The organism is Streptomyces lunaelactis, from assembly GCF_003054555.1.
GTDB classification, from domain to species: domain Bacteria; phylum Actinomycetota; class Actinomycetes; order Streptomycetales; family Streptomycetaceae; genus Streptomyces; species Streptomyces lunaelactis.
In genome coordinates this window covers 2891098-2912200 of sequence record NZ_CP026304.1, presented here as the reverse complement: position 1 = coordinate 2912200, position 21103 = coordinate 2891098, and the positions used below count along the sequence as shown (strand labels likewise).

General features: G+C 69.7%; 16 protein-coding genes. 14 read left to right on the top strand and 2 right to left on the bottom strand.

The genetic code is table 11. The features are described 5' to 3' along the window. Window positions 1–18 precede the first annotated feature (18 nt). From SLUN_RS13205 to SLUN_RS13195, 3 genes are all read left to right on the top strand, one after another. Entirely contained in the window at window positions 19–1314 is a 1296-nt protein-coding gene (locus SLUN_RS13205; protein WP_175313082.1) for a glycosyltransferase, read from the top strand. Beyond that, window positions 1311–3458, top strand: a complete 2148-nt coding sequence (locus SLUN_RS13200) for a glycosyltransferase (RefSeq protein ID WP_108148679.1) — start codon at window positions 1311–1313, stop codon at window positions 3456–3458. The genes SLUN_RS13205 and SLUN_RS13200 overlap by 4 nt, the downstream gene beginning before the upstream one ends. Window positions 3459–3550: 92 nt before the next feature. Then, window positions 3551–4687 (top strand): PLL family lectin, encoded by a 1137-nt coding sequence (locus SLUN_RS13195; RefSeq protein WP_108148678.1) that lies wholly within the window; start codon window positions 3551–3553, stop codon window positions 4685–4687. A gap of 53 nt (window positions 4688–4740) precedes the next feature. On the opposite strand, the gene SLUN_RS13190 is transcribed toward SLUN_RS13195, so the two are convergent. Continuing rightward, window positions 4741–5337, bottom strand: a complete 597-nt coding sequence (locus SLUN_RS13190) for an acyltransferase (RefSeq protein ID WP_108148677.1) — start codon at window positions 5335–5337, stop codon at window positions 4741–4743. Window positions 5338–5392: 55 nt separating this feature from the next. After that, on the bottom strand, window positions 5393–7210 hold the full coding sequence (locus tag SLUN_RS13185) for a hypothetical protein (protein WP_175313084.1): 1818 nt from the start codon (window positions 7208–7210) through the stop codon (window positions 5393–5395). A 324-nt stretch (window positions 7211–7534) separates the two neighbouring features. On the opposite strand from SLUN_RS13185, the gene rplU reads away from it, so the two are divergent. The 11 genes from rplU (at window position 7535) to SLUN_RS13130 (ending at window position 21003) form a co-directional block, all read left to right on the top strand. Then, window positions 7535–7855 carry a 50S ribosomal protein L21 gene (rplU, locus tag SLUN_RS13180; protein ID WP_108148675.1) on the top strand — a complete coding sequence of 107 codons (321 nt, stop codon included), beginning with the start codon at window positions 7535–7537 and terminating at the stop codon, window positions 7853–7855. Between the two features lie 14 nt (window positions 7856–7869). Further along, complete coding sequence (gene rpmA / locus SLUN_RS13175; protein ID WP_108148674.1) at window positions 7870–8127, top strand: 50S ribosomal protein L27; 258 nt, start codon at window positions 7870–7872, stop codon at window positions 8125–8127. 120 nt (window positions 8128–8247) lie between these two features. Next, window positions 8248–9684, top strand: a complete 1437-nt coding sequence (gene obgE, locus SLUN_RS13170; protein WP_108148673.1) for a GTPase ObgE — start codon at window positions 8248–8250, stop codon at window positions 9682–9684. Between the two features lie 196 nt (window positions 9685–9880). Then, complete coding sequence (locus SLUN_RS13165; RefSeq protein WP_108148672.1) at window positions 9881–11941, top strand: glycosyltransferase family 4 protein; 2061 nt, start codon at window positions 9881–9883, stop codon at window positions 11939–11941. A 190-nt stretch (window positions 11942–12131) separates the two neighbouring features. Continuing rightward, window positions 12132–13631 (top strand): bifunctional cytidylyltransferase/SDR family oxidoreductase, encoded by a 1500-nt coding sequence (locus SLUN_RS13160; RefSeq protein WP_108148671.1) that lies wholly within the window; start codon window positions 12132–12134, stop codon window positions 13629–13631. A gap of 104 nt (window positions 13632–13735) precedes the next feature. Continuing rightward, window positions 13736–15844 (top strand): hypothetical protein, encoded by a 2109-nt coding sequence (locus SLUN_RS13155; protein ID WP_108148670.1) that lies wholly within the window; start codon window positions 13736–13738, stop codon window positions 15842–15844. Window positions 15845–16021: 177 nt separating this feature from the next. Further along, window positions 16022–17083, top strand: a complete 1062-nt coding sequence (locus SLUN_RS13150) for a glycosyltransferase family 2 protein (RefSeq protein ID WP_108148669.1) — start codon at window positions 16022–16024, stop codon at window positions 17081–17083. Between the two features lie 39 nt (window positions 17084–17122). Continuing rightward, a complete protein-coding gene (proB, locus tag SLUN_RS13145) occupies window positions 17123–18250 on the top strand; it encodes a glutamate 5-kinase (protein ID WP_108148668.1) in 1128 nt (375 codons plus the stop codon). Window positions 18251–18382: 132 nt separating this feature from the next. After that, window positions 18383–18898 (top strand): DUF8830 family protein, encoded by a 516-nt coding sequence (locus SLUN_RS13140; protein ID WP_108148667.1) that lies wholly within the window; start codon window positions 18383–18385, stop codon window positions 18896–18898. Between the two features lie 74 nt (window positions 18899–18972). After that, the gene (locus SLUN_RS13135; RefSeq protein WP_108148666.1) at window positions 18973–20256 is read left to right on the top strand and encodes a glutamate-5-semialdehyde dehydrogenase; all 1284 of its coding nucleotides are present in this window, start codon (window positions 18973–18975) and stop codon (window positions 20254–20256) included. 132 nt (window positions 20257–20388) lie between these two features. Further along, entirely contained in the window at window positions 20389–21003 is a 615-nt protein-coding gene (locus SLUN_RS13130; RefSeq protein WP_108148665.1) for an SCO2584 family spore wall biosynthesis protein, read from the top strand. Window positions 21004–21103: the final 100 nt, after the last annotated feature.

Here is a 21103-nt window from a genome sequence, read left to right as displayed (position 1 = left end):
AAGAGCTGTGCCTACCGGATGCGCGAGACAGCGAACCAGTTCGTCGATCAGGGCTGGGACGTCACCGTGGTGACCATTCAGCAGAAGTCGTGGGAACGTGACTTCGGTCTCGACCACACCCTCTCCGAGCGCGTCGACCCCCGGGTCCGCATCGTCGAGCTGCCTCTTGTACGGGAAGATCTGGAGACGGACCTCCGCAAGTTCTCCGAGTCCCGCGCGCTGCACCCGGGCGGCTGGGCCGCGAAGTACCGGGAGAAGGGCATGAAGCTCTTCCCCGAACCGATTTACGGCGGCTGGCGACCTGACCTCGAGAAGGCCGTGCTGCGGCTGCATCGCGAGAAGCCTGCCGATCTGGTGCTCGCCACCTGTGTTCCGTACGTCACCATGTCGGCCGCGCTGAAGCTCTGGGAGACCCACCGCGTCCCGTACGCCATCGACTTCCGCGACGGCTGGTCGGTTGACGTGGTCGACGGCGGCGAGGCGTTCACCAAGGACTCGGTGTCCGGGAAGTGGGAGCGCAAGGTCCTTGAGAACGCCGTATCGCTGTGGCTGGTCAATGACCCCATCGCCGAGTGGTACCGCGACCGGTACCCGGACCTCGCTTCGCGGATCCACGTCGTACGCAATGGCTATGACGCGGACAGCGTCCCGGCCGAGACGCGCAAGCCCGACCACGAGACCGGACTGGTCTTCGGGCACCTGGGCGTGGTCACCTCGCCGCCGCAGTTCCTCAAGGCCGTGATCGACGGCTGGCGGATCGCCCGGGATCGCGATCCGCTGATGGCCCGCTCCCGGCTGGAGATCCGCGGCCAGATCGGGTCCGGCGCACATCGCGAAGCGAATGCCCACATAGAGCTGATCCGGCAGGCCGAGGGGGACGGAGTCAGCTTCGGGGGCCCGGCCCCCAAGGCCGAGGTGCCGGAGATCTTTGCTTCCTGGGACGTACTCCTGCTCATGATCATGGGGGGCAAGTACATGACGTCGGGGAAGGTGTACGAGTACATGGCGACAGGCCTGCCGGTGATGTCCGCGCACAAGGTGGAGCACGACGCGACCACTGTGATGGACGGGCACCCGCTGTGGACCGGTGCAGCGGGGTTCGACACGGACAAGCTCGCCAACCTGTACTCGACGGCCGCGCGGATCGCCTTCGAGGCGACCGACGAGGAGCGGGCCGAGGCCCGTACGCATGCCGCGCAGTACGCGAGGGATGCCCTGATGGGCCCGGCGGTGCGCCACCTCGCGGAACTGGTTGAGTCAGGACGTTCGTCCGGGTCCGTGAGGACCAACGAGGTGGAGGGCCTCCCCGCATGACCCAGGTGCTCCTGATCGCAGGCCACGTTCCGCAGCCTGCGCTTCTCAAGGCGTCGCTCGAGAAGTTCCGGGCGGCCGGTGCGACGGTCCGGCTCGCCGGCCTCTTCGAATCTGCTGACATCGACTCCGACGGCCTGACACTGGCCGGGATCCGGTCACTGCCCGAGGGCGCGGAGGCCGCGCACGGCGAGGCGTTCGTCCGGCGCATCTCCAAGGGCGCTGCGCCCCGCCGTGTCTGGCGGCATGTCGAGCGCGACCGCTGGGTGCGCGGCCACGCCCGCAAGGCGCAAGTGCTGGTCGCCCTCGACGCCGGCGCCGTCTACACGGTCTGGCGGCTGTCCCAGCGCAACCGCAGGGCCGACGCGGTCTTCGGTATTGCGCCCGCGCTCAAGGCGGTCGCGGACCGCCAGGCGCGCCCCGGACACTACGCCTTGCGAGACGCGTTCCACACGCTGCCGTCCGCGGTGATCGCAGCCCGGCGCACCAAGCGGTTGGCCCGCTTGGGCGCCAACGGCCTGTACCACCGCGCCACTTCGCCCACCGTCATGCGTAACGCGGTCGGCGCGAAGGTCTGGCGGTCCGCTGTCTCCGCGCCGCGCTTGCCCGACGGGGTCCGCGCCAGGCTGGCCAAGCGGGTCAGCCACAGCATGGCCAAGGGCGGCCGCAGAGCCGGCTCGGTGATAGTGCTGCACTCTGCCGCCGAGCGGATGGCCGACCGCGCACTCCAGGCTGAGCTGCTCGTCGATGCCGCACGCCGGGACATCGGCCGAGGCCATGACGACCTCAAGGGCCGGGCGCGCGCCGTCAAGGCCGCCCTCGCCCTCGCCGACGAGCGGTACAAGAAGGGCGACCCCAAGCGCGCCGCCGAGCTTCTGTCATCGGCTCTGACGCTCGCCTTCCACCGGGCGATTCACTTCGACGGGCTGTCGTCCCCCCTCATGACCGATACGGCCGGGTACCTGGCGCCGTTCCGGGACAGCACCGCCTTCGCCGCGCTGTCCGCGCCGCGCGGGCGTGAGCTGCCTGCCGCGACGCCGCCGGCCGACCGCCCGATGCGGCTGCTCGTGACGACGTACTCGAACGCGAACTTCCTCCAGCCGATCATGGACCGATACGCCGGCCACCCCGGTGTGGAGATCCGCTTCCTCGACCTCAAGGAAGACGACGAGATCCGTCCGCTGGCCCGTGGTGGCCAGCGGATGATGGAGCACCTCCTCGGGGGCCAGCGCCGCTTCGGCACCCAGGTCGAGCACGCCCTGCGCCCACATCTGGACTGGGCGGACACCGTCTTCGTCGACTGGGCCACCAACGCCTCCGCGATCTTCTCGTTGGTCGACCCGGGCACGACACGCATGGTCGTACGGCTGCACAGCTATGAGGCCTTCACTTTCTGGCCGCATCTGGTGGACTTCACCCGCGTCGACGATGTGGTCTTCGTCGGCGACCATCTGCGCGATCTGACCGTGGACTTGCTGCCGCCGCTGAGTGAGCCGGCCGCTCCCGAGCTGCACGTCATCGCCAACGCGATGTTCCTGGAGCGCTTCCAGCTGGAAAAGGCGAGCCCGGATGCCCGCTTCACACTCGGCCTTGTCGGTGTGAGCGCTGTCGCGAAGGACCCGCGCTGGGCCCTGGACGTTCTGCGGATCCTGCGCGGGCACGACGAGCGCTACCGCATGGTCGTCGTGGGCGACGGCCTTGACCGCAAGGCCAGTCGGGCCGCTCGCGACTACGACGACCTTCTCCAGCGGGACCTGGATGAGCTGACAGCGACAGGTGCGGTGGATCTCATCGGCCGCACCGACGACGTTCCCGGGGCGCTCACCAAGGTCGGTGTGATACTCAGCAGCTCGGTTCGCGAGTCCTTCCACTGCGGCCTTGTTGAGGGCGCCGCCAGTGGGGCGCTCCCGGTGGTCCGTGACTGGCCGTTCTTCGCAGACAAGGCGAACGGCGCCCGCACGCTGTTCCCGGCCGACTGGATCGTCACGACGCCGGAGGAGGCCGCCGAGCGGATCCTGGCGCTGACCGGCTCGGAGGAGAATTGGCGCACGGCGACGGCGAGCGCGGCGAAGCATTCGCTGTCGACGTGGGACTGGTCAGTGGTGGGCCTGGAGTTCGACAGGCTGTTGCTGTCCGACGAGGTGTAGCCCGTACGAGGCCGGCGCGGTGCCTGCCCAACCTGCACGAATGCTAGCGACGCGCTCTGCGGCACGGAAAAAGGAAAGGTCGGGGCTGAGTCATGGCGGTCTGGTCCGCACGGAAATCCAAGGGTCAGCTCGATGCGCCGCAGCGCCGTAATGCCGCCGCGACACCGCCTTCGGACACAACCCTCCCGGCGACCACCGGCTGGCTGCTGAGAGGCAAGGACGGCAGGCTCACGGCGTACGCCCCGACGACCGAAGGCGTCCTGCGGTGGACCGAGACTCGCCCCGGCGGCCCGGAATGGTCCGGCCCCGACCTGATTCCCGCTCCCGGCGTGCTGCCGTATCTCTCCATAGCCCAAGGTGCCGACGGTTATGTCCATCTGCTGGGTCTGCGGCGCGCTCGCCTGGCGGACGGCCGCACCGGAGTCGATGTGGTGCACGCCCTCCAGTACCAGTCGGGCCTCGCGGTGCGCGACTGGCACCCGCTCGGCACCCCGTATCCGAGAGACCCGGACCTGGCAGAGCAGATAGGTCTCCCCTCGGGAGTAGTGAACGCGCAGGGCTCGCTCCATGTCTTCGTCCGTAACGCATGCGCAGGCGTCTGCGGGCGCAGCCAGGGGTCGTCGGGCAGGTGGGGCAAATGGGCTGATCTCAAGGGCAAGGGGGTGCTCGGTACGGTCTCCGCTTCGACCACTTCCGAGGGCCTCATGGAAATCCTGGCCACGACGGCGGACGGCATCATTCGCTGGGAGCAGGAGACGGCGGGCATGGACTTTCAGCGCGCCGAGGACATACCGGCCGGCGCTGCGCCCGACTCCCTCACCGCGGAACGCACAGGCGGCAATCGGCTCACCCACTTCTGGCACGACGCGGACGACCACATGGCCCGCGCCTGGCGCCCGTCCACCAAGGAGCCGATCACTCTCGGCACCGGTACGGGCACCGGTCCGGTCGCCCTGCTGCGTACACCGGTCGAAGGCAACGACTGCACGATCCTCGCCCGCCGTGACGCCGCCACCGGTCGCCCTGCCCTCGCCGCCTACCCGACCGAACACGAGTCCCTCGAATGCTCCTGGACCCTCACGGGAGAACCGTGCGCAGGCGCTCCGGCGCTGGCGATCGACGGCCGGGGCAGGATCGTGATGGCGGCGTTCGGTACCGACGGGACGCTGCGGGTGGCCCGGCAGAAGGCGGAGTCGGGCCTTGCCCTGGAGGCCTGGGCTCGCGTCTGAGGGCCTTTCTCAGATGGCCGAGGCCCTCAGACCGTGCCCGTGTGTCCCGGGCTTCAGCCTGCCCGCTCGGCGAGCAGGTCGTCCTTCTCGTCGTACAGCTCGCCGGTCTGCGGGCACTCCCACAGCCCGGCCTCACGCTCGACCAGCTTGACCCCGGCCTTGCCGACCCAGCCGATCTGCCGCGCGGGCACGCCGACGACCAGCGCGAAGTCGGGCACGTCCTTGGTGACGACGGCGCCCGCCGCGACCATGGACCAGCGCCCGATCCGTACCGGCGCCACACATACCGAGCGCGCGCCGAGCGAGGCGCCATCGGCGATCTTCACGCCGACGGCCTCCCAGTCGCCGCCGCGCTTCTGGGTGCCGTCGGGGGCCACCGAGCGCGGGTTGTGGTCATTGGTGAGCACCACGGCGGGCCCGATGAAGACACCGTCGCCGAGCTCGGCGGGCTCGTAGACCAGCGCGTAGTTCTGCAGCTTGCAGTTGTCGCCCATCCTGACGCCGGTGCCGACGTAGGCACCACGCCCGATGACGCAGCCCTCACCGAGGCGGGCGCCCTCGCGGATCTGAGCGAGCTCCCAGACGCTGCTCCCGGCGCCGATCTCGGCGCTCTCGTCGACCTGGGCGGTGGGCTGGACCCTGTAATTCACTGTTCTGCCTTCCGGTGCGCGGCTTAGCCCGGCGAGCATACGGCCCCGCGCGGGTTCAGCGCCTTTGGGCCCAGGCCGTCCGGAGCTGCAGCGCCAGGTACACCGCCGCCGCCGTCGGGACGATCGTGCGGTACCAGCCCACGTCCGGTGACCACCAGGCGAATGCCGCCGCCGGGACGAGGAGCACCAGCCCCGCCATACGCAGGACCCACCAGCGCCTCGGGCGGGGAACCGGGAAGGCGGGGGAGCCCAGGTCGGTCGACATGGTGTCCCTGATGCCCTTGAACACCCCGCGGCGGGCGAGGAGTTGGGCACCGTCGAGCCCGGCCAGTATCTCGTCGCGCTCGCCGAAGCCGGCCGGGATCGGGGGCAGCCCGAGCGCGGCCACCAGCTCCGACTGGCGCTCGGCCGGGCTGTTCGTGCCGCGCAGCAGGGTGACCAGCGGGCGCGGGTCCGGGACCGGGAAGACGGCGGCGAGTGCCTGCGCCGTGGCAGCGGCCTCGGCGTGGTCGGTGACCGGGGCGGTCGGGTCCCACAGGTGCCTGGCGCGCGCCTTGCCCTTGTGGAAGAGGGTGAAGCCGTAGCGGTCGGCGGTGCGGCGAAGGACCAGGGCGGGCCACTTCTCGCCGGTGGTGAAGTTGTCGGCGGCCGCCGTCAGCAGCTCCTCGCCGGCGGCGAGGGTCGCGCGTCTGCCGGGGGAGGGGTCGGGGACCAGCTCGACGTAACTCATCGAAGACCGTGCGGGCGCGATACGGAGCGAGACACCGCACATCAGCGCGGCCTCGGCGACCTCATGGGGCGGCGCGGCGGCTATCGCGAGCGAGCGCGGCGCGGGGACGGAGCCGGGAGCGGCCGCCGGAGCCGCGGGCTGCGGCGGGCGTCCGAAGAACGGCGTCTGGGACGCGACCTGCATCCGTACGCCCAGCCGGAACTCCAGGAACTCCTTGCGGCTCTCGCCGACGTACGCCCAGGGGAACCGGCGCGCGTGCACGCCGATCGCCCGGAAGACGTCGAGTGCCTCGGTCCAGCGCTCGGCGAGGATCAGCATCAGCGCCAGGTGATTGCGGAAGCCGGCGGCCTCGGGGTCGCCCGGCGCGTACCAGCCCGAGAGCTCCAGCGCGCGGGCGGCGGCCGCATCGATCCGGTCGCGGCCGATCGGACCGTCCGCGGTGGAGTCGTCGGACACCACCTCGTACTCGATGGCGGCGAGCAGCGGCAGCGCGTGCAGTTTCGACCCTGGCAGCGCGTTCTCGGCGGCCCGCTCGGCGAAGTCGAACATCTCCTCGTGCGAGCCGTACCACTTGGCGCACAGATACTGCAGCGCGGTCGCATGGCAGCCGTAGTGGTGCGGGGCGCGGGCGACGGCCTCCGCCCAGTACGCGTCGAACACATCGCGCGGGGCCTGACTGCCCAGCGCGTGGGTCAGCGCGACGCGCCACGGGACCGGATCGGCCGGGTTGAGATCAGCGGCGCGGCTGATCACCGGAGCGGCGTCGTCGAGCAGCGTGAAGAAGGCCTGGAACTGGTCCTGCGACACATCCTTGGCGCGGGCCCCGGTACGGATCTCCCACGCCCGGTCGATGCAGAGGTCCGCCTTGACCAGTACGGCGTCGGGGTCCTCGGGCGACTCGGCGAGCCAGGCGTCCAGCCAGCCCGGGTTGCGCAGGGCGGCGCCGGCCAGCTCGGCGACGTACTCGCTGCGGCGTTCCCACTCCGCGCCGAGCCGGGTCGCCGCGAGCAGCTCACGGGCCGGCCGGTGGTCGCCCGCGGCGGCCGCGGCGAGAGCGGCACGCATCGGTTCGGTGGGTGCGTCGACGCTCACGGCCTCGTCCGGCGGCAGATCCGTGCCCACGGACGAGCCGTGGCGGAGCATACGAGGCAGGGTGATCAGGGAACGAAAGGACACGAGCGCTCATTGAACAGCGAGGAGCCCCCTCGTACCAGGGGCTGACGCCAGGGGTTCACATGACCTGACGCCAGGCGTTCATGAGAGTGCGGACCCCGGTTTGACCCCTTGCGCGGGCCCCCGTAACCTTGACCCTCGGTGTGTTTCCATGCACGCCCACCCCTGAGCAACTCCCTCCCGATGGTTTCTGCCGGTCGGGAGAGGCCGCTCATCCTTCCGGATCGTCGCAGGCTTCGGCCTGTGCGAGCGGCTGGCTTCAGGGGATCCGTTCCGAGCGAGAGTGAGATCCGCGTGTACGCCATCGTGCGCAGCGGTGGTCGTCAGCACAAGGTTGCTGTTGACGACATCGTTGAGGTTGACAAGATTCCCACTGCCAAGGTTGGCGACACGGTCGAGCTCTCGACCCTGCTCGTTGTCGACGGCGACGCTGTGACCAGCGACCCGTGGGTGCTGGCCGGTATCAAGGTCACGGCCGAGGTCGTGGACCACCACAAGGGCGCGAAGATCGACATCCTTCGCTACAAGAACAAGACCGGCTACCGCCGTCGCCAGGGTCACCGCCAGCAGTACACGGCGATCAAGGTCACCGGTATCCCCGCGGCTGCGAAGTAAGGGACTGAGGAGACATGGCACACAAGAAGGGCGCATCGTCCACTCGGAACGGGCGCGATTCCAATGCTCAGCGGCTCGGCGTGAAGCGCTTCGGCGGTCAGGTCGTTCTCGCCGGTGAAATCCTGGTCCGCCAGCGCGGCACCCACTTCCACCCGGGTACGGGCGTCGGTCGCGGTGGCGACGACACCCTGTTCGCGCTGAACCCCGGTGCGGTGCAGTTCGGCACCCACCGTGGCCGCAAGGTCGTGAACATCGTTCCGGTCGCCGAGTAATTTCGGTCACTGCAGAACGGTCTTCTTTGCGAGGGCGGACCTCGCTTCCCGTATCGGGAAGCGGGTCCGCCTTTCGCTTGTTACTAGATAGACATTCCGTACATAACTGGAGGCACACCCATGACCACCTTCGTGGACCGCGTCGAGCTGCATGCCGCCGCGGGTAACGGAGGCCACGGCTGCGCCTCCGTTCACCGGGAGAAGTTCAAGCCGCTGGGCGGCCCCGACGGCGGCAACGGCGGCCGTGGCGGTGACGTCATCCTGGTCGTCGACCAGTCGGTGACCACGCTGCTCGAATACCACCACAGCCCGCACCGCAAGGCCACCAACGGCCAGCCCGGCGCCGGCGACAACCGCTCCGGCAAGGACGGCCAGGACCTGGTCCTGCCCGTACCCGACGGCACCGTCGTCCTCGACAAGGAGGGCAACGTCCTCGCCGACCTCGTCGGTCAGGGCACCACCTTCATCGCCGGCCAGGGCGGCCGCGGCGGCCTGGGCAACGCGGCGCTGGCCTCCGCCCGCCGCAAGGCACCCGGCTTCGCGCTCCTCGGCGAGCCGGGCGAGTCCCGTGACGTCGTCATGGAGCTCAAGACCGTCGCCGATGTGGCGCTGGTCGGCTACCCGAGCGCGGGCAAGTCGTCGCTGATCTCGGTACTCAGTGCGGCCAAGCCGAAGATCGCGGACTACCCGTTCACGACGCTCGTACCGAACCTGGGTGTCGTCACGGCGGGCTCGACCGTGTACACCATCGCCGACGTCCCCGGCCTGATCCCGGGCGCCAGCCAGGGCAAGGGGCTGGGCCTGGAGTTCCTGCGCCATGTCGAGCGCTGCTCGGTGCTCGTGCATGTGCTGGACACCGCGACGCTCGAGTCCGACCGGGACCCGGTCTCCGACCTCGATGTGATCGAGGCGGAGCTGCGGCAGTACGGCGGTCTCGACGACCGGCCGCGCCTCGTCGTCCTCAACAAGATCGACATCCCGGACGGCCAGGACCTGGCCGAGATGATCCGCCCGGAGCTCGAGGACCGTGGCTACCAGGTCTTCGAGGTGTCGGCGATCGCTCGTACGGGCCTGAAGGAGCTGTCCTTCGCCCTCGCCGGCATCATCGCGGAGGCGCGTGCGGCCAAGCCCACGGAGGAGGCGACGAGGATCGTCATCCGCCCGAAGGCCGTCGACGACGCGGGCTTCACGGTCAACCAGGAGGAGGACGGCATCTTCCGCGTGCGCGGCGAGAAGCCGGAGCGCTGGGTGCGCCAGACCGACTTCAACAACGACGAGGCCGTCGGCTACCTCGCGGACCGTCTCAGCCGCCTCGGTGTCGAGGACCAGCTGATGAAGGCCGGTGCCAGGGCCGGCGACGGCGTGGCCATCGGTCCCGAGGAGAACGCGGTCGTCTTCGACTGGGAGCCGACGATGATGGCGGGCGCGGAGATGCTCGGCCGCCGTGGCGAGGATCACCGTCTCGAGGCCCCGCGTCCGGCGGCTCAGCGCCGGCGGGACCGCGACGCGGAGCGGGACGACGTGCAGAAGGAGTACGACGAGTTCGACCCGTTCTAGGCCGTGTCCGACCCTGTCCGCGCGGGGTCGTCCTCAACCGCCGGACGGGCGTGAAAAACAAGCTCGTCCGGCGGCTGACGACACCCTGAGGCGTCCGATTCGTTCTTGTACCTGAGGCGACACAACCCCATACCCGCAATGACCGTCTTGTACGCGGGGGTGGGGCTGTCGCCCCGGCACACTGAACGGAGCGTCGATGAAGATTTCCTTCCTCATCCACACGATTTACGGCATCGGCGGGACCATCCGCACCACGCTGAACCTTGCGGAAGAGCTCGCCGACCGGCATGAGGTGGAAATCGTCTCCGTCTTCCGGCACCGGGACATCCCGATCTTCGCCATCGACTCGCGCATCAACGTCGTACCTCTCGTGGACACCCGGCCGGCCTCCCCGGGCAACGAGAAGAAGCATCCGCTCCACCTGGAGCCCGCCGGGCTCTTCCCCCGGTCCGAGGCCCGCTACAAGGAGTACAGCAGGCTCACCGACGAGCGGGTGCGGGCCCACTACTCCCGCTCGGACGCGGATGTGGTCATCGGGACCCGGCCGGGACTGGTCGCGTACGCCGCGCAGTTCGGCCCGGAAGGCGCGGTGCTCATCGGGCAGGAGCACATGACGCACAACCACCACAAGCCCGAGCTGCGCGCCGAGATGTACGGCCACCTCACCAGGCTCGACGCCTTTGTGACGGTGTCCGAGGGGGACGCCGCCTCCTACCGCGAGCAGATGCCGCTGCCCGGCACCCGGGTGCTCGCCATTCCCAACAGCGTGCCCGAGCCGATGGTCGCGCCTTCCGACACCTCGGGCACGACCGTGGTGGCCGCGGGGCGGCTGGCTTCGGAGAAGCAGTACCAGGTGCTCATCGAGGCGTTCGGCAAGGTGGTTGCCGTCCGGCCGGAATGGACACTGCGGATCTGCGGCTGGGGCAATCAGAAGGACCGGCTCCGCAGACGCATCGACGAGCTGGGCCTGTACAACAGCGTCCATCTCATGGGCCCCCGCTCGCCCATCGAACCGGAGTGGGTCAAGGGCGCGATCGCCGTCTCTACCTCCCGGCACGAGTCGTTCGGCATGACGCTCGTCGAGGCCATGCGCTGCGGTCTGCCGGTGGTCAGCACCGACTGCGACTACGGGCCCCGGGAGATCATCGAGGACGGCGTGGACGGACTGCTGGTCCCCGTCGGCGATGCCGATGCCGTGGCCGACGCCCTGCTGAAGCTCATCGACGACGAGGAACTGCGCCGGCGGATGGGTGCGGCCGCGCAGCGCAACGCCCGTCGGTTCGCCCCGGGTCCGGTCGCCAAGCTGTACGAGGAGCTCTTCGCGGAGCTCGGTGCGGCCACGGCGTCGAGCGGGAGCGGCGAGCACCTCGCCCCGGCGGCGGGGGAGGGCGAGGAGTTCACGCCCGTGGCGGACTGCGCGGTCGCCGAGGACGGCGGGCTGACCGTCACCCTGATCCCCCGGGGCGGCCGGCGTCTCGGCAAGGGTGTCGAACTGCAACTCGTGTGCAACCACCCCGATGCCGCCGTCGAGGCGCGACGATTCGCGTTCGACGCGGAGGGGCGGGCGACCGTGCCCGTCGGCGCGGACCTCCCCGAAGGTGCCTGGACCTGCCAGGCCGAGCTGCCGGACGGCGAGCGGGTCGCGCTGGCGACCCGCGCCGTCGACCAGCGCGGATCGATGCACGTCGCGTCGCGTACGCCCGCGGACGGGCCGGTCCGCAACCTCGTCCCGTATACGAAGCAGGGAGTGCTGGCTCTGCGGTCCTGGGCCAGGCCGGTCCACGCCGAGGTCGGTGAGATCCGTCTCGCCCGGCAGAGGATCACGGTCTCGGGGCGGCTGTCCGCCCCGGGCACCCCGGCCGGCGACCCGGTCCTGCTGCTGCGCCGCCGCGGCAGTGCCCCCGCAGAACTGACGTTCCCGGGCGACCGCGAGGGAAGCGACGGCTTCCGGGTCACCGTCCCGTGCGCGGCTCCCGCGAACCGTCAGGCCGAGCCGCACGACGTCTGGGACCTGTGGCTGCGGTACGCGCCCGACGCCGAGCCGGTCAGGCTCGCCCGGGTGCTCGACGACGTCTGGGAGAAGGGCTCCCTCTTCCCCTATCCCGGCACTGACCTGCGCAAGAAGCGACCCTTGGCGAGGCTGCGCGCGGTGGCCCGCAGACTCGGCGGGAAGCCGCAGGAACGGGTCACGGTCAAGGTCTTCTACAGCGCCGCCAACGAACTCGTACTGAACGTTGTCGACAAGCCGATCAAGTAACTGTACGCGCCCTTGACAACTGTGGTTTCAGTCACTCGGCGGAGGGGCTGGGACACCGATGTATCCCATGCCTACGGGGTGAACGCCCGGCTTCGCGGAGGTGTGGGGTGGTTGAAGTCCGCCTTGCGAGACGGTCACGGAGAGTGCGACCATCAGCCCCGTCCCCCACTTGTCGCAAGGTAGGTCGCCTGTGTCTGTGCCGCACGAAGCCAAGCCCCGCACCACAGCAGTCGTGCTCGCCGGTGGTACCGGTCAGAGAGTGGGCCTGGCGATCCCGAAGCAGCTGCTGAAGATCGCCGGCAAGGCCGTCATCGAGCACACGCTGTCGATTTTCGAGCAGGCCGAGTCGGTCGACGACGTCATAGTGCTGATGGCGCCGGGGTTTGTGCCCGACGTGGAGAAGATTATCGCCAAGGCCGGGCTGACCAAGGTCAGCAAGGTGATCGAGGGCGGCGCAACCCGCAACGAGACCACCGAGCGCGCCATCGAGGCCCTCGGTGAGGGGCTCGCGGAGGGCGAGGACCGCAATGTCCTCTTCCATGACGCGGTCCGTCCGCTTCTGTCGCAGCGTGTGATCAAGGACTGTGTCGACGCCCTCGACCGCTACCAGGCCGTCGATGTCGCCATCCCCTCCGCCGACACGATCATCGTGACCCGCACCCACGGCGATGACGGCGAGTTCATCACCGACGTCCCGGACCGCTCCCGGCTGCGCCGCGGCCAGACCCCGCAGGCCTTCAAGCTCTCCACGATCCGCAGGGCGTACGAGATCGCGGCCGGCGACCCGAACTTCCAGGCCACCGACGACTGTTCGGTCGTCCTGAAGTACCTGCCCGACGTGCCGATCTATGTCGTCGCGGGCGACGAGTACAACATGAAGGTGACCCAGCCCGTCGACGTCTTCATCGCCGACAAGCTCTTCCAGCTGGCCTCCAGCGCTTCGCCGCAGCAGGCCGACGAGGCCGCCTACCGCGAGCTGCTGGCCGGCAGGACGCTGGTCGTCTTCGGTGGTTCGTACGGCATCGGCGCGGACATCGCCGCGCTGGCCGAGCAGTACGGCGCCCATGTGTACGCGCTGGGCCGCTCCACCACCGGCACCCACGTCGAGAATCCGGAGCATGTGGACGACGCGCTCTCCGCGGCGTACTCCGCGACCGGCCGCATCGACTACGTCATCAACACGGCGGGCGTGCTGCGCATCGGCAAGCTGGCCGAGACCGACAACACCACCATCCAGGAGGCGTTGAACGTCAATTACCTGGCGCCTGTACAGATTGCCCGTGCGTCGTACAAGTATCTGGCGGAGACCAAGGGGCAGCTGCTCCTCTACACGTCCTCCAGTTACACCCGTGGCCGCGCCGAATACAGCCTTTACTCGTCCACCAAGGCGGCCATGGTGAATCTCACCCAGGCCCTCTCGGACGAATGGGCGGGCGAGGGAATTCGAGTGAATTGCGTCAATCCGGAGCGCACGGCCACCCCGATGCGGACGAAGGCGTTCGGTGCGGAGCCGGAGGGTTCGCTGCTCTCCTCCGAGGCCGTGGCCAGGACCTCTCTGGATGTGCTGCTGTCCGATCTGACCGGTCATGTCATTGATGTGCGACAGCAGGATCCGACTCGCGAGGCGAGCGAGGCATCAGGCTTCGAGCAGGCGCTCGCCTCGGTTCTTGACGTCCAGGAAGATGTGTAATAATCCACCGTTAAAGTATTTTTCGGGCCCGAATTCGTGAAGCCCCACCTTCACAATTCCCGCCAAAACGTGAATCAACCGGCACCCCTTGGAGCAGGTTCTTCGTGATTTCGACCGCCATTCGTCTGGCACGCGTCGGCAGCCCCTCAGAGCTGACCGCGGCAGCCCTGATGGGACTCGGCTATCCGTGCGTCATGCTCGCCGCGCTGATCCCGAACATCTGGTTCTTCGCGGCTGCCGGTGCCGTGACCTACGTGGCGGACTGGTATCTGCACCAGAAGGGCAGCTACCTGATCAACCGCCTCAACAAGGTCCGGGTCGGCCTGCCGATCCGCTTCCTGCTGCGGCAGCTGCTGCTGGTCCTGCTGCTCGCCCGCGAGAACCTGGCGGAGACCCCGCTGTTCTACGCCGCGGTCGCCGGATTCCTGGTCTTCTACGGTCTCCAGGCGCCGCAGGGAGCCCTGGCGACCCTGATCCGGCTGCGCCGCACCATGCCGGTCGTCACACGCAACGTCGACCTCCACGCCGTACGCATCCCGGACGCCCCGCCGAACGTGCTGCTGCGCCGCTCCGGCGAGAAGATGCTCCACCTCGACATCCCGGCGATGGCCGGTGTGGTGATCGCCGCCGGGAGCGGCAAGGACGTCATCGGATACGCGGGCGTCGCCGCCACCCTCGCCCTCGGGCTGATCTACACGGCCGTCCTCGTGCCGTATCTGCGCCGCAAGCGCCGGGTGCCGGGTGCGCCCACCGTGCTCAAGGCCGTGAGCACCTGGCTGCGTGAGTACCGGCCGACCGTCGTCCTGTACTTCTCCGGCTCCGACGAGTCGGCGTACCAGGTCAACATGTGGCTCGAGACGATGGAGCAGGCCGAAGGCCGGCCGCTGATCATCATGCGTGAGCGCAGCCTGGTTCCGAAGCTCGCCGTGACCGACGTGCCGGTGATCTGTGTGCCCGGCGGCACGCATCTGATAAACCTCGACCTGTCCATGGTCCGGGTCACGCTGTACGCGGCCAACGTCGGCAAGAACGTCCACATGCTGCGCGTCCCGACCATGAAGCACGTCTTCATCGGCCACGGCGACAGCGACAAGCTCGCCAGCGTCAACCCCTTCTCCAAGGTGTACGACGAGGTATGGACCGCGGGCCGGGCCGGCCGGGACCGCTACGCGCTCGCCGACGTCGGCGTACGCGACGACGACATCGTCGAGGTCGGCCGCCCCCAGCTGGCCCCGATCAAGAGCTGGACCGGCGCTCCGAAGAATCCCATCCCGACCATCCTGTACGCCCCCACCTGGGAGGGCTGGGACGACAGTCCCGGCAACACCTCCCTGCTGCTGGCCGGCGAGAACATCGTCCGGCGGCTGCTGGAGGCCGAGAAGCCGGTCCGCGTCATCTACAAGCCGCACCCCTTCACCGGCATCCGCAACAAAAAGGCCAAGGCCGTCCACGAGCGGATCACCGCGATGGTGCGCGCCGCGGCCGCCGAGCGTGCCCTCGACCAGCGCTGGGCGAAGGAAGCCGCCGCCGAGCAGTCCGGACAGGCCGCCGCGCAGGCCGAGCTGACCCGTATCGAGGCCAGGCTGAACGTGCTGACCGCGCCGGGCCGCGCGGGCGGGGACGAGTCGGAGGAGTCACGGATCTCGCTCGCGGATCCGGAGCGCCTTGCCGAGATGAAGAAGCTGCGGGCCGAGTGGAACGACGCGTACTGGCGTTCCTTCGGCTGGTGGGAGCACAAGGTCGTGACGGGGGCCGAGCCGAAGCTGTACGACTGCTTCAACGAGGCCGACGGCATGGTCTCCGACATCTCCAGCGTGGTCTCGGACTTCATCGCGAGCGGCAAGCCGTATGCCGTCACCGACTCCGCCGAGCTGGGCGTCGAGGAGTTCAACCGGCAGAACACCGCCGTACGGGCCGCGGTCATCCTCTCCAACAGTGCGGAGGAGCTCGGCGAGCTGCTGGACGCGGTGGCCGATCCGGCCGCCGACCGGCTGGCGGATGCCCGGCGCGAGCTGAAGACGTATCTGCTCGGCCCCGACAAGCCCACCTCGATAGATCGGTTCAACTCGGCGGTACGAGCGCTCACGGCCAAGTCCGAGGCCCGCAACGCCGGTGTGGAGCAGCGCATCGGTGGGCAGTTCGTGGGCGAGCTCGACCGTGAGTCCGACTCCGGTGCCGAGTCCAATGGCGCAGAGGCGCCGGTGGCTCGCTGACGCGCTCGAGCAAACCTCCCACGGCCCGGACCGCCGCCCCTCGCGGGCGGGTGTCCGGGCCGTGTCGCATCCGACATGCGGGCGACACGCGCCGCCGTGTCGCATCCGACACGTGGGCGACACACGCGCCGGGCATCATGGCCCGACCTTCCGCCGTGTACGACTACCGAGGTGTCCATGTGCGATGTCAGCGTGATCATCGGGGCCTATGAGGCCCTGCCCTATCTGGTGCGCTGTCTGGAGTCGGTCGAGGCCCAGACGATCGGTGCGGACCGGATCGAGCTGATCGCCGTTGACGACGGTTCCTCCGACGGCACCGGCGAGTACCTGGAGGAGTTCGCGGTCCGCAGCAAGGTCCCGACGCGCGTGGTGCGGCAGACGAACTCCGGTGGTCCCGGCGGCCCGCGCAACGTGGGTCTCTCGCTGGCCCGCGGGCGCTATGTGTTCTTCCTCGACGCGGACGACTACCTCGGTGAGGAGGCGCTGGAGCGGCTGGTCTCGATGGCCGACCGAGCCGGCACGGATGTGGTGCTCGGCAGGATCGAAGGCGTCAACCGCAACGCCGCCAAGTCGATGTGGGAGCGCAGTGCCGAGCGCGCCGACATCTACGCGTCCAACGTCAAGTTCACGCTGAGCGCGCAGAAGCTCTTCCGCCGCGAGCTGCTCGTACGGCTGGGCATGCGCTTCGACGAGACCATGCGCACCGGCGAGGACGCTCTGTTCACCATGGAGGCGTATCTGCGGGGCAACGGCGTCTCCGTGGTCGCCGACTACACCTGCTACTACCTGGTCGGCCGGGACGACGGCAAACACGTGACCAAGAGCGGGAGTTACACGCTGCGCTTCCACTCCGCGCGGGTGCTGATGGAGCTGATCGCCACGTACGAACCGCCGGGGGCGCGGCGGGACCAGCTGATGGTCAGGCCGTTCGTGGTGACGCTGCTGCCGCAGTTCGGCCCCGTCGTGCTGCGGCAGAACGAGCAGATCCTGCTCCACAAGATGGAGCTGGCCGCCCCGTTGATGGAGGCGTACTGGACACCGGGAGTGGCGCGGCGGCTGGGCGAGAGGGACCGGCGGCGGCTCACGTGCGTCGCCTCGGCGCGGCCGGATCTGCTGAAGGAGGCGCTCCTCGCGCCCGAGACGCCGCGGAAGGTGTCCTTCGCCCGGCGAGTGGCGCGGCGGCTGCGCAGGGAGATGAGGAAGAGAGAGCCGTGGCAGGCTGTCCAGCGCGTGAAATGACCGAGCACGCACTGCACGCACTGACATAGATTCGACTGTGTGACAGAGGCAAGACAGCAGGTAACCCAGGCCCGCAGGATCGTCGTCAAGGTCGGCTCGTCCTCCCTGACCACGGCCGCCGGCGGACTCGACGCCGACCGCGTCGACGCACTCGTCGATGTGCTCGCCAAGGTCCGCAGCGGCGGCGAGAAGGAGATAGTGCTGGTCTCCTCCGGCGCCATCGCAGCCGGCCTCGCACCACTGGGCCTGGCCCGCCGCCCCAAGGACCTGGCCCGCCAGCAGGCCGCCGCCAGCGTCGGCCAGGGGCTGCTCGTCGCCCGCTACACCGCGTCGTTCGCGCGCTACGGCGTACGCGTCGGCCAGGTCCTCCTCACCACCGACGACACCAGCCGCCGCGCCCACTACCGCAACGCCTACCGGACCCTGGACCAGCTGCTCGACATGGGTGCCGTCCCGGTCGTCAACGAGAACGACACCGTGGCGACGGACGAGATCCGCTTCGGCGACAACGACCGTCTCGCCGCCCTCGTCGCCCATCTCGTACGGGCCGATCTGCTGGTCCTCCTCTCGGACGTCGACGGGCTCTACGACGGGGACCCGGCCAAGCCCGGCACCTCACGGATCGAGGAGGTACACGGCCCGGCCGACATCGCACACGTCCAGATCGGCAGCGCCGGCAAGGCCGGCGTCGGCACCGGCGGGATGGTCACCAAGGTCGAGGCCGCCAGGATCGCGGCGGCCGCGGGCGTCCCCGTCGTCCTCACCTCCGCCGTCCGCGCCGCCGACGCCCTCGCGGGCCGCGCCACCGGCACGTACTTCCACAGCACCGGCCGCCGCTCCGCCGACCGGCTGCTCTGGCTCGCCCATGCCTCGACGCCGCAGGGCGCGCTGACCCTGGACGACGGTGCGGTACGGGCCGTGGTGCACGGCAAGAAGTCGCTCCTGGCGGCCGGGATCGCCGCGGTCGAGGGCGAGTTCAGCGCGGGCGATCCGGTCGAACTGCGGGACACCGAGGGCCGGGCCGTGGCCCGCGGCCTGGTCAACTTCGACGCCAAGGAGATCCCGCAGCTGCTCGGCCGTTCCACCCGTGACCTGGCCCGGGAGCTCGGCCCGGCGTACGAGCGGGAAGTCGTACACAGAGACGATCTGGTGGTCCTGCGCTCCTGAAACGGCTGAAAGTCCAGTCTTCGGGCAGAGAGCTTCGGCAAAACCGCCCCACGTTCCGTCCGGGACTGGTCAACTTTGTTGCGGGGGGATGGCGGGGTACAGAAAGCCACCACATGCAACAGGAGGCCGCCGGTGAGACGAGCGCGCCCCGGGGATGTGCCCCGAGGGAGTGGGGGCATCGCCCACGCCCGTAGGGCCTTGGGCGAGGAACGAGCCCTGACCAGCGTCGGGGCGGGCCCCGACTTCGGCGACGCCGAAGGGAGCCAGGAGACCGGAGAGAGCGGCACACACGCCGAAGAACGTGTGCTGTCCAAGCTGTGGCACATCACCCTGAGCGTCTCCGGCGCCGAAGCCCCGCTGAGAGAGGTCCGGCGCGGTCTGGAACAGCTCGCGCACGACCATCCCTTCCTGCTCACCAGCCGGTACGCCAACGACCACGCGGAGATCCGCTACTGGGAAGAGGCGCGGGACCTGCACGACGCCGCGGCGGTGGCGCTGCGGCTGTGGGGCGAGCACCGCTCGAGCGCCAAGCTGCCGCCGTGGGAGATCGTGGGCCTGGAGGTCATCGACCGCCAGACGTACCACCAGCGCAGAGCGGAGGGCTACGGCCCGCTGCCTGCCGCACCGGCGGGCGTACACCCCTTCTGAGGCTTCCGTCTCGCAGTTCGGGATACGCGAGGACGCCCGCAGGGAGCCCCCTCAAAGCGCAGTACTCTGCGGGCATGACCTCGCTTTCGCCGTACGACAACCTCTCCCCGGTCGCCCAGGCCGCCTACCGGGCCCGTGCCGCCTCCGCCGACCTCGCGCCGCTGCCGCGCTCGGCCAAGGACGACGCCCTGCTGGCGATCGCGGACGCGCTCGAGGTCCGTACGAGCGAGATCGTCGCGGCCAACGCGCAGGACATCGCGCGCGCCCGGGAGGCCGGCACCAGCGAGTCGATCATCGACCGGCTCACCCTGACCCCGGAGCGGGTGCGCGCCATCGCCGCCGACGTACGGGACGTGGCCGCGCTGCCCGACCCCGTCGGCGAGGTCGTGCGCGGCTCCACCCTCCCCAACGGCATCGACCTGCGCCAGGTGCGCGTCCCCCTCGGCGTCGTCGGGATCATCTACGAGGCCCGCCCGAACGTCACCGTGGACGCCGCCGCGCTCTGCCTGAAGTCGGGCAACGCCGTGCTGCTGCGCGGCTCCTCCTCCGCGTACTCCTCCAACTCCGCGCTGGTGAAGGTCCTGCGGGACGCGGTCGGAGGCTCCGGACTGCCGGCCGACGCCGTGCAGCTGGTGCCCGGTGAAAGCCGGGAATCCGTACGGGAGTTGATGCGGGCGCGCGGCCTGGTGGACGTACTGATCCCGCGCGGCGGCGCCGCCCTGATCCGCACCGTCGTCGAGGAGTCCATCGTCCCGGTCATCGAGACCGGCACCGGCAACTGCCATGTGTACGTGGACGCCGAGACCGACCTCGACATGGCCGTCGACATCCTGATCAACTCCAAGGCGCAGAGGCCGAGCGTCTGCAACGCCGCCGAGACACTGCTCGTCCACCAGGACATCGCAGCCGCCTTCCTGCCGCGAGCCCTGGACGCGCTGGCCGAGGCCGGGGTGACCGTGCACGGCGACGAGCGGGTGCTCGAGTACGCCGAGGGGACCAAGGCGACCGTCGTGGCGGCCACGCCCGAGGACTGGGAGACGGAGTACCTCTCGTACGACATCGCCGCCGCCGTCGTCCACTCGCTGGACGCGGCCGTCGCCCACATCCGGCTCTGGTCCTCCGGGCACACCGAGGCGATCGTGACCACCTCGCAGGCCGCGGCCCGCCGCTTCACCCAGTTGGTCGACTCGACGACGGTCACCGTGAACGCGTCCACGCGTTTCACGGACGGTGGCCAGTTCGGATTCGGCGCCGAGATCGGAATTTCCACGCAGAAGCTGCACGCGCGGGGGCCGATGGGCCTGCCGGAGCTGACCTCGACGAAGTACATCGTGACAGGAGACGGTCACATTCGGTAGTCGCTGCCCCTGTGGTGCACGTGGGCCGGGGGCGTGGTGGGTTGCGGGGTTTCACGCGGGTGGAGGTCACCCGGGCGGGGATAGTTCGGACTCTCACTGCCCAAACCGATCGCCCAGGTCTACTCTGAAGGCGTGCCGGACGACGTGGGGGGCAGGCCGTTCCCGGACGGCTGGGAGCCCGACGACGACCGCGGGGGCGCGGACGAGGACTTCGCCTCCGTGGTGTTCGACGAGGACTTCGTACGAGCCGCCGAGATCCATGAACCGACCGCCGTCGAGCGGCTGCTGGCCGCCGCACAGGCACGCGCCGAGGCCGAGGCCACCCGCGCCAGATCCGGCGGCGGACCGGGCGACGACGAGCCCTACGACGACGGCTACGGCCCCGGCGGCTACGGCCGCGAGCGGGCGTACGACGACGACAACGAGGCCGCGCACCCCAACGACGCGTACACCGGACCGTACGGCCGGCACGGCGGCGCTCTGCGTCCCTACCGCGGCAGCGCCCGCTGGCACCGCCCGGTGGCCTGGATCCTGGCCCTGCTGATGGGCATCGGGATGGTCGCCCTCGCCTTCACGGCCGTGTACCGGGGAGCCGCGGGCAACCGCCAGGACCGGGTTCCGCCGCCGGCGACGACCGGCGTCGACTCGACGCCCACCAATGGCTCGGCCACGGACCGGGTCGGCGGGCCCTCGGCTTCGGCGGAGTACTCGGCGCCGCCCGTCTCCGCCGATCCGCGTATGCCCTGAGCAGCCACGCATTACTCCCTGTGCCCACTCTGAACGGCCGAGTGGGAACTCGGGGGAGTTTGTGGAGCGCCAGCGCGTTTACCTTCGCTCTGCCGGACCT

Coding starts and splice junctions, on each gene's coding strand:
- SLUN_RS13205 (WP_175313082.1), top strand. CDS start 19: ATGCGCGAGACAGCGAACCAGTTCGTCGATCAGGGCTGGGACGTCACC.
- SLUN_RS13200 (WP_108148679.1), top strand. CDS start 1,311: ATGACCCAGGTGCTCCTGATCGCAGGCCACGTTCCGCAGCCTGCGCTT.
- SLUN_RS13195 (WP_108148678.1), top strand. CDS start 3,551: ATGGCGGTCTGGTCCGCACGGAAATCCAAGGGTCAGCTCGATGCGCCG.
- SLUN_RS13185 (WP_175313084.1), bottom strand. CDS start 7,210: ATGCTCCGCCACGGCTCGTCCGTGGGCACGGATCTGCCGCCGGACGAG.
- rpmA (WP_108148674.1), top strand. CDS start 7,870: ATGGCACACAAGAAGGGCGCATCGTCCACTCGGAACGGGCGCGATTCC.
- obgE (WP_108148673.1), top strand. CDS start 8,248: ATGACCACCTTCGTGGACCGCGTCGAGCTGCATGCCGCCGCGGGTAAC.
- SLUN_RS13165 (WP_108148672.1), top strand. CDS start 9,881: ATGAAGATTTCCTTCCTCATCCACACGATTTACGGCATCGGCGGGACC.
- SLUN_RS13150 (WP_108148669.1), top strand. CDS start 16,022: ATGTGCGATGTCAGCGTGATCATCGGGGCCTATGAGGCCCTGCCCTAT.
- SLUN_RS13135 (WP_108148666.1), top strand. CDS start 18,973: ATGACCTCGCTTTCGCCGTACGACAACCTCTCCCCGGTCGCCCAGGCC.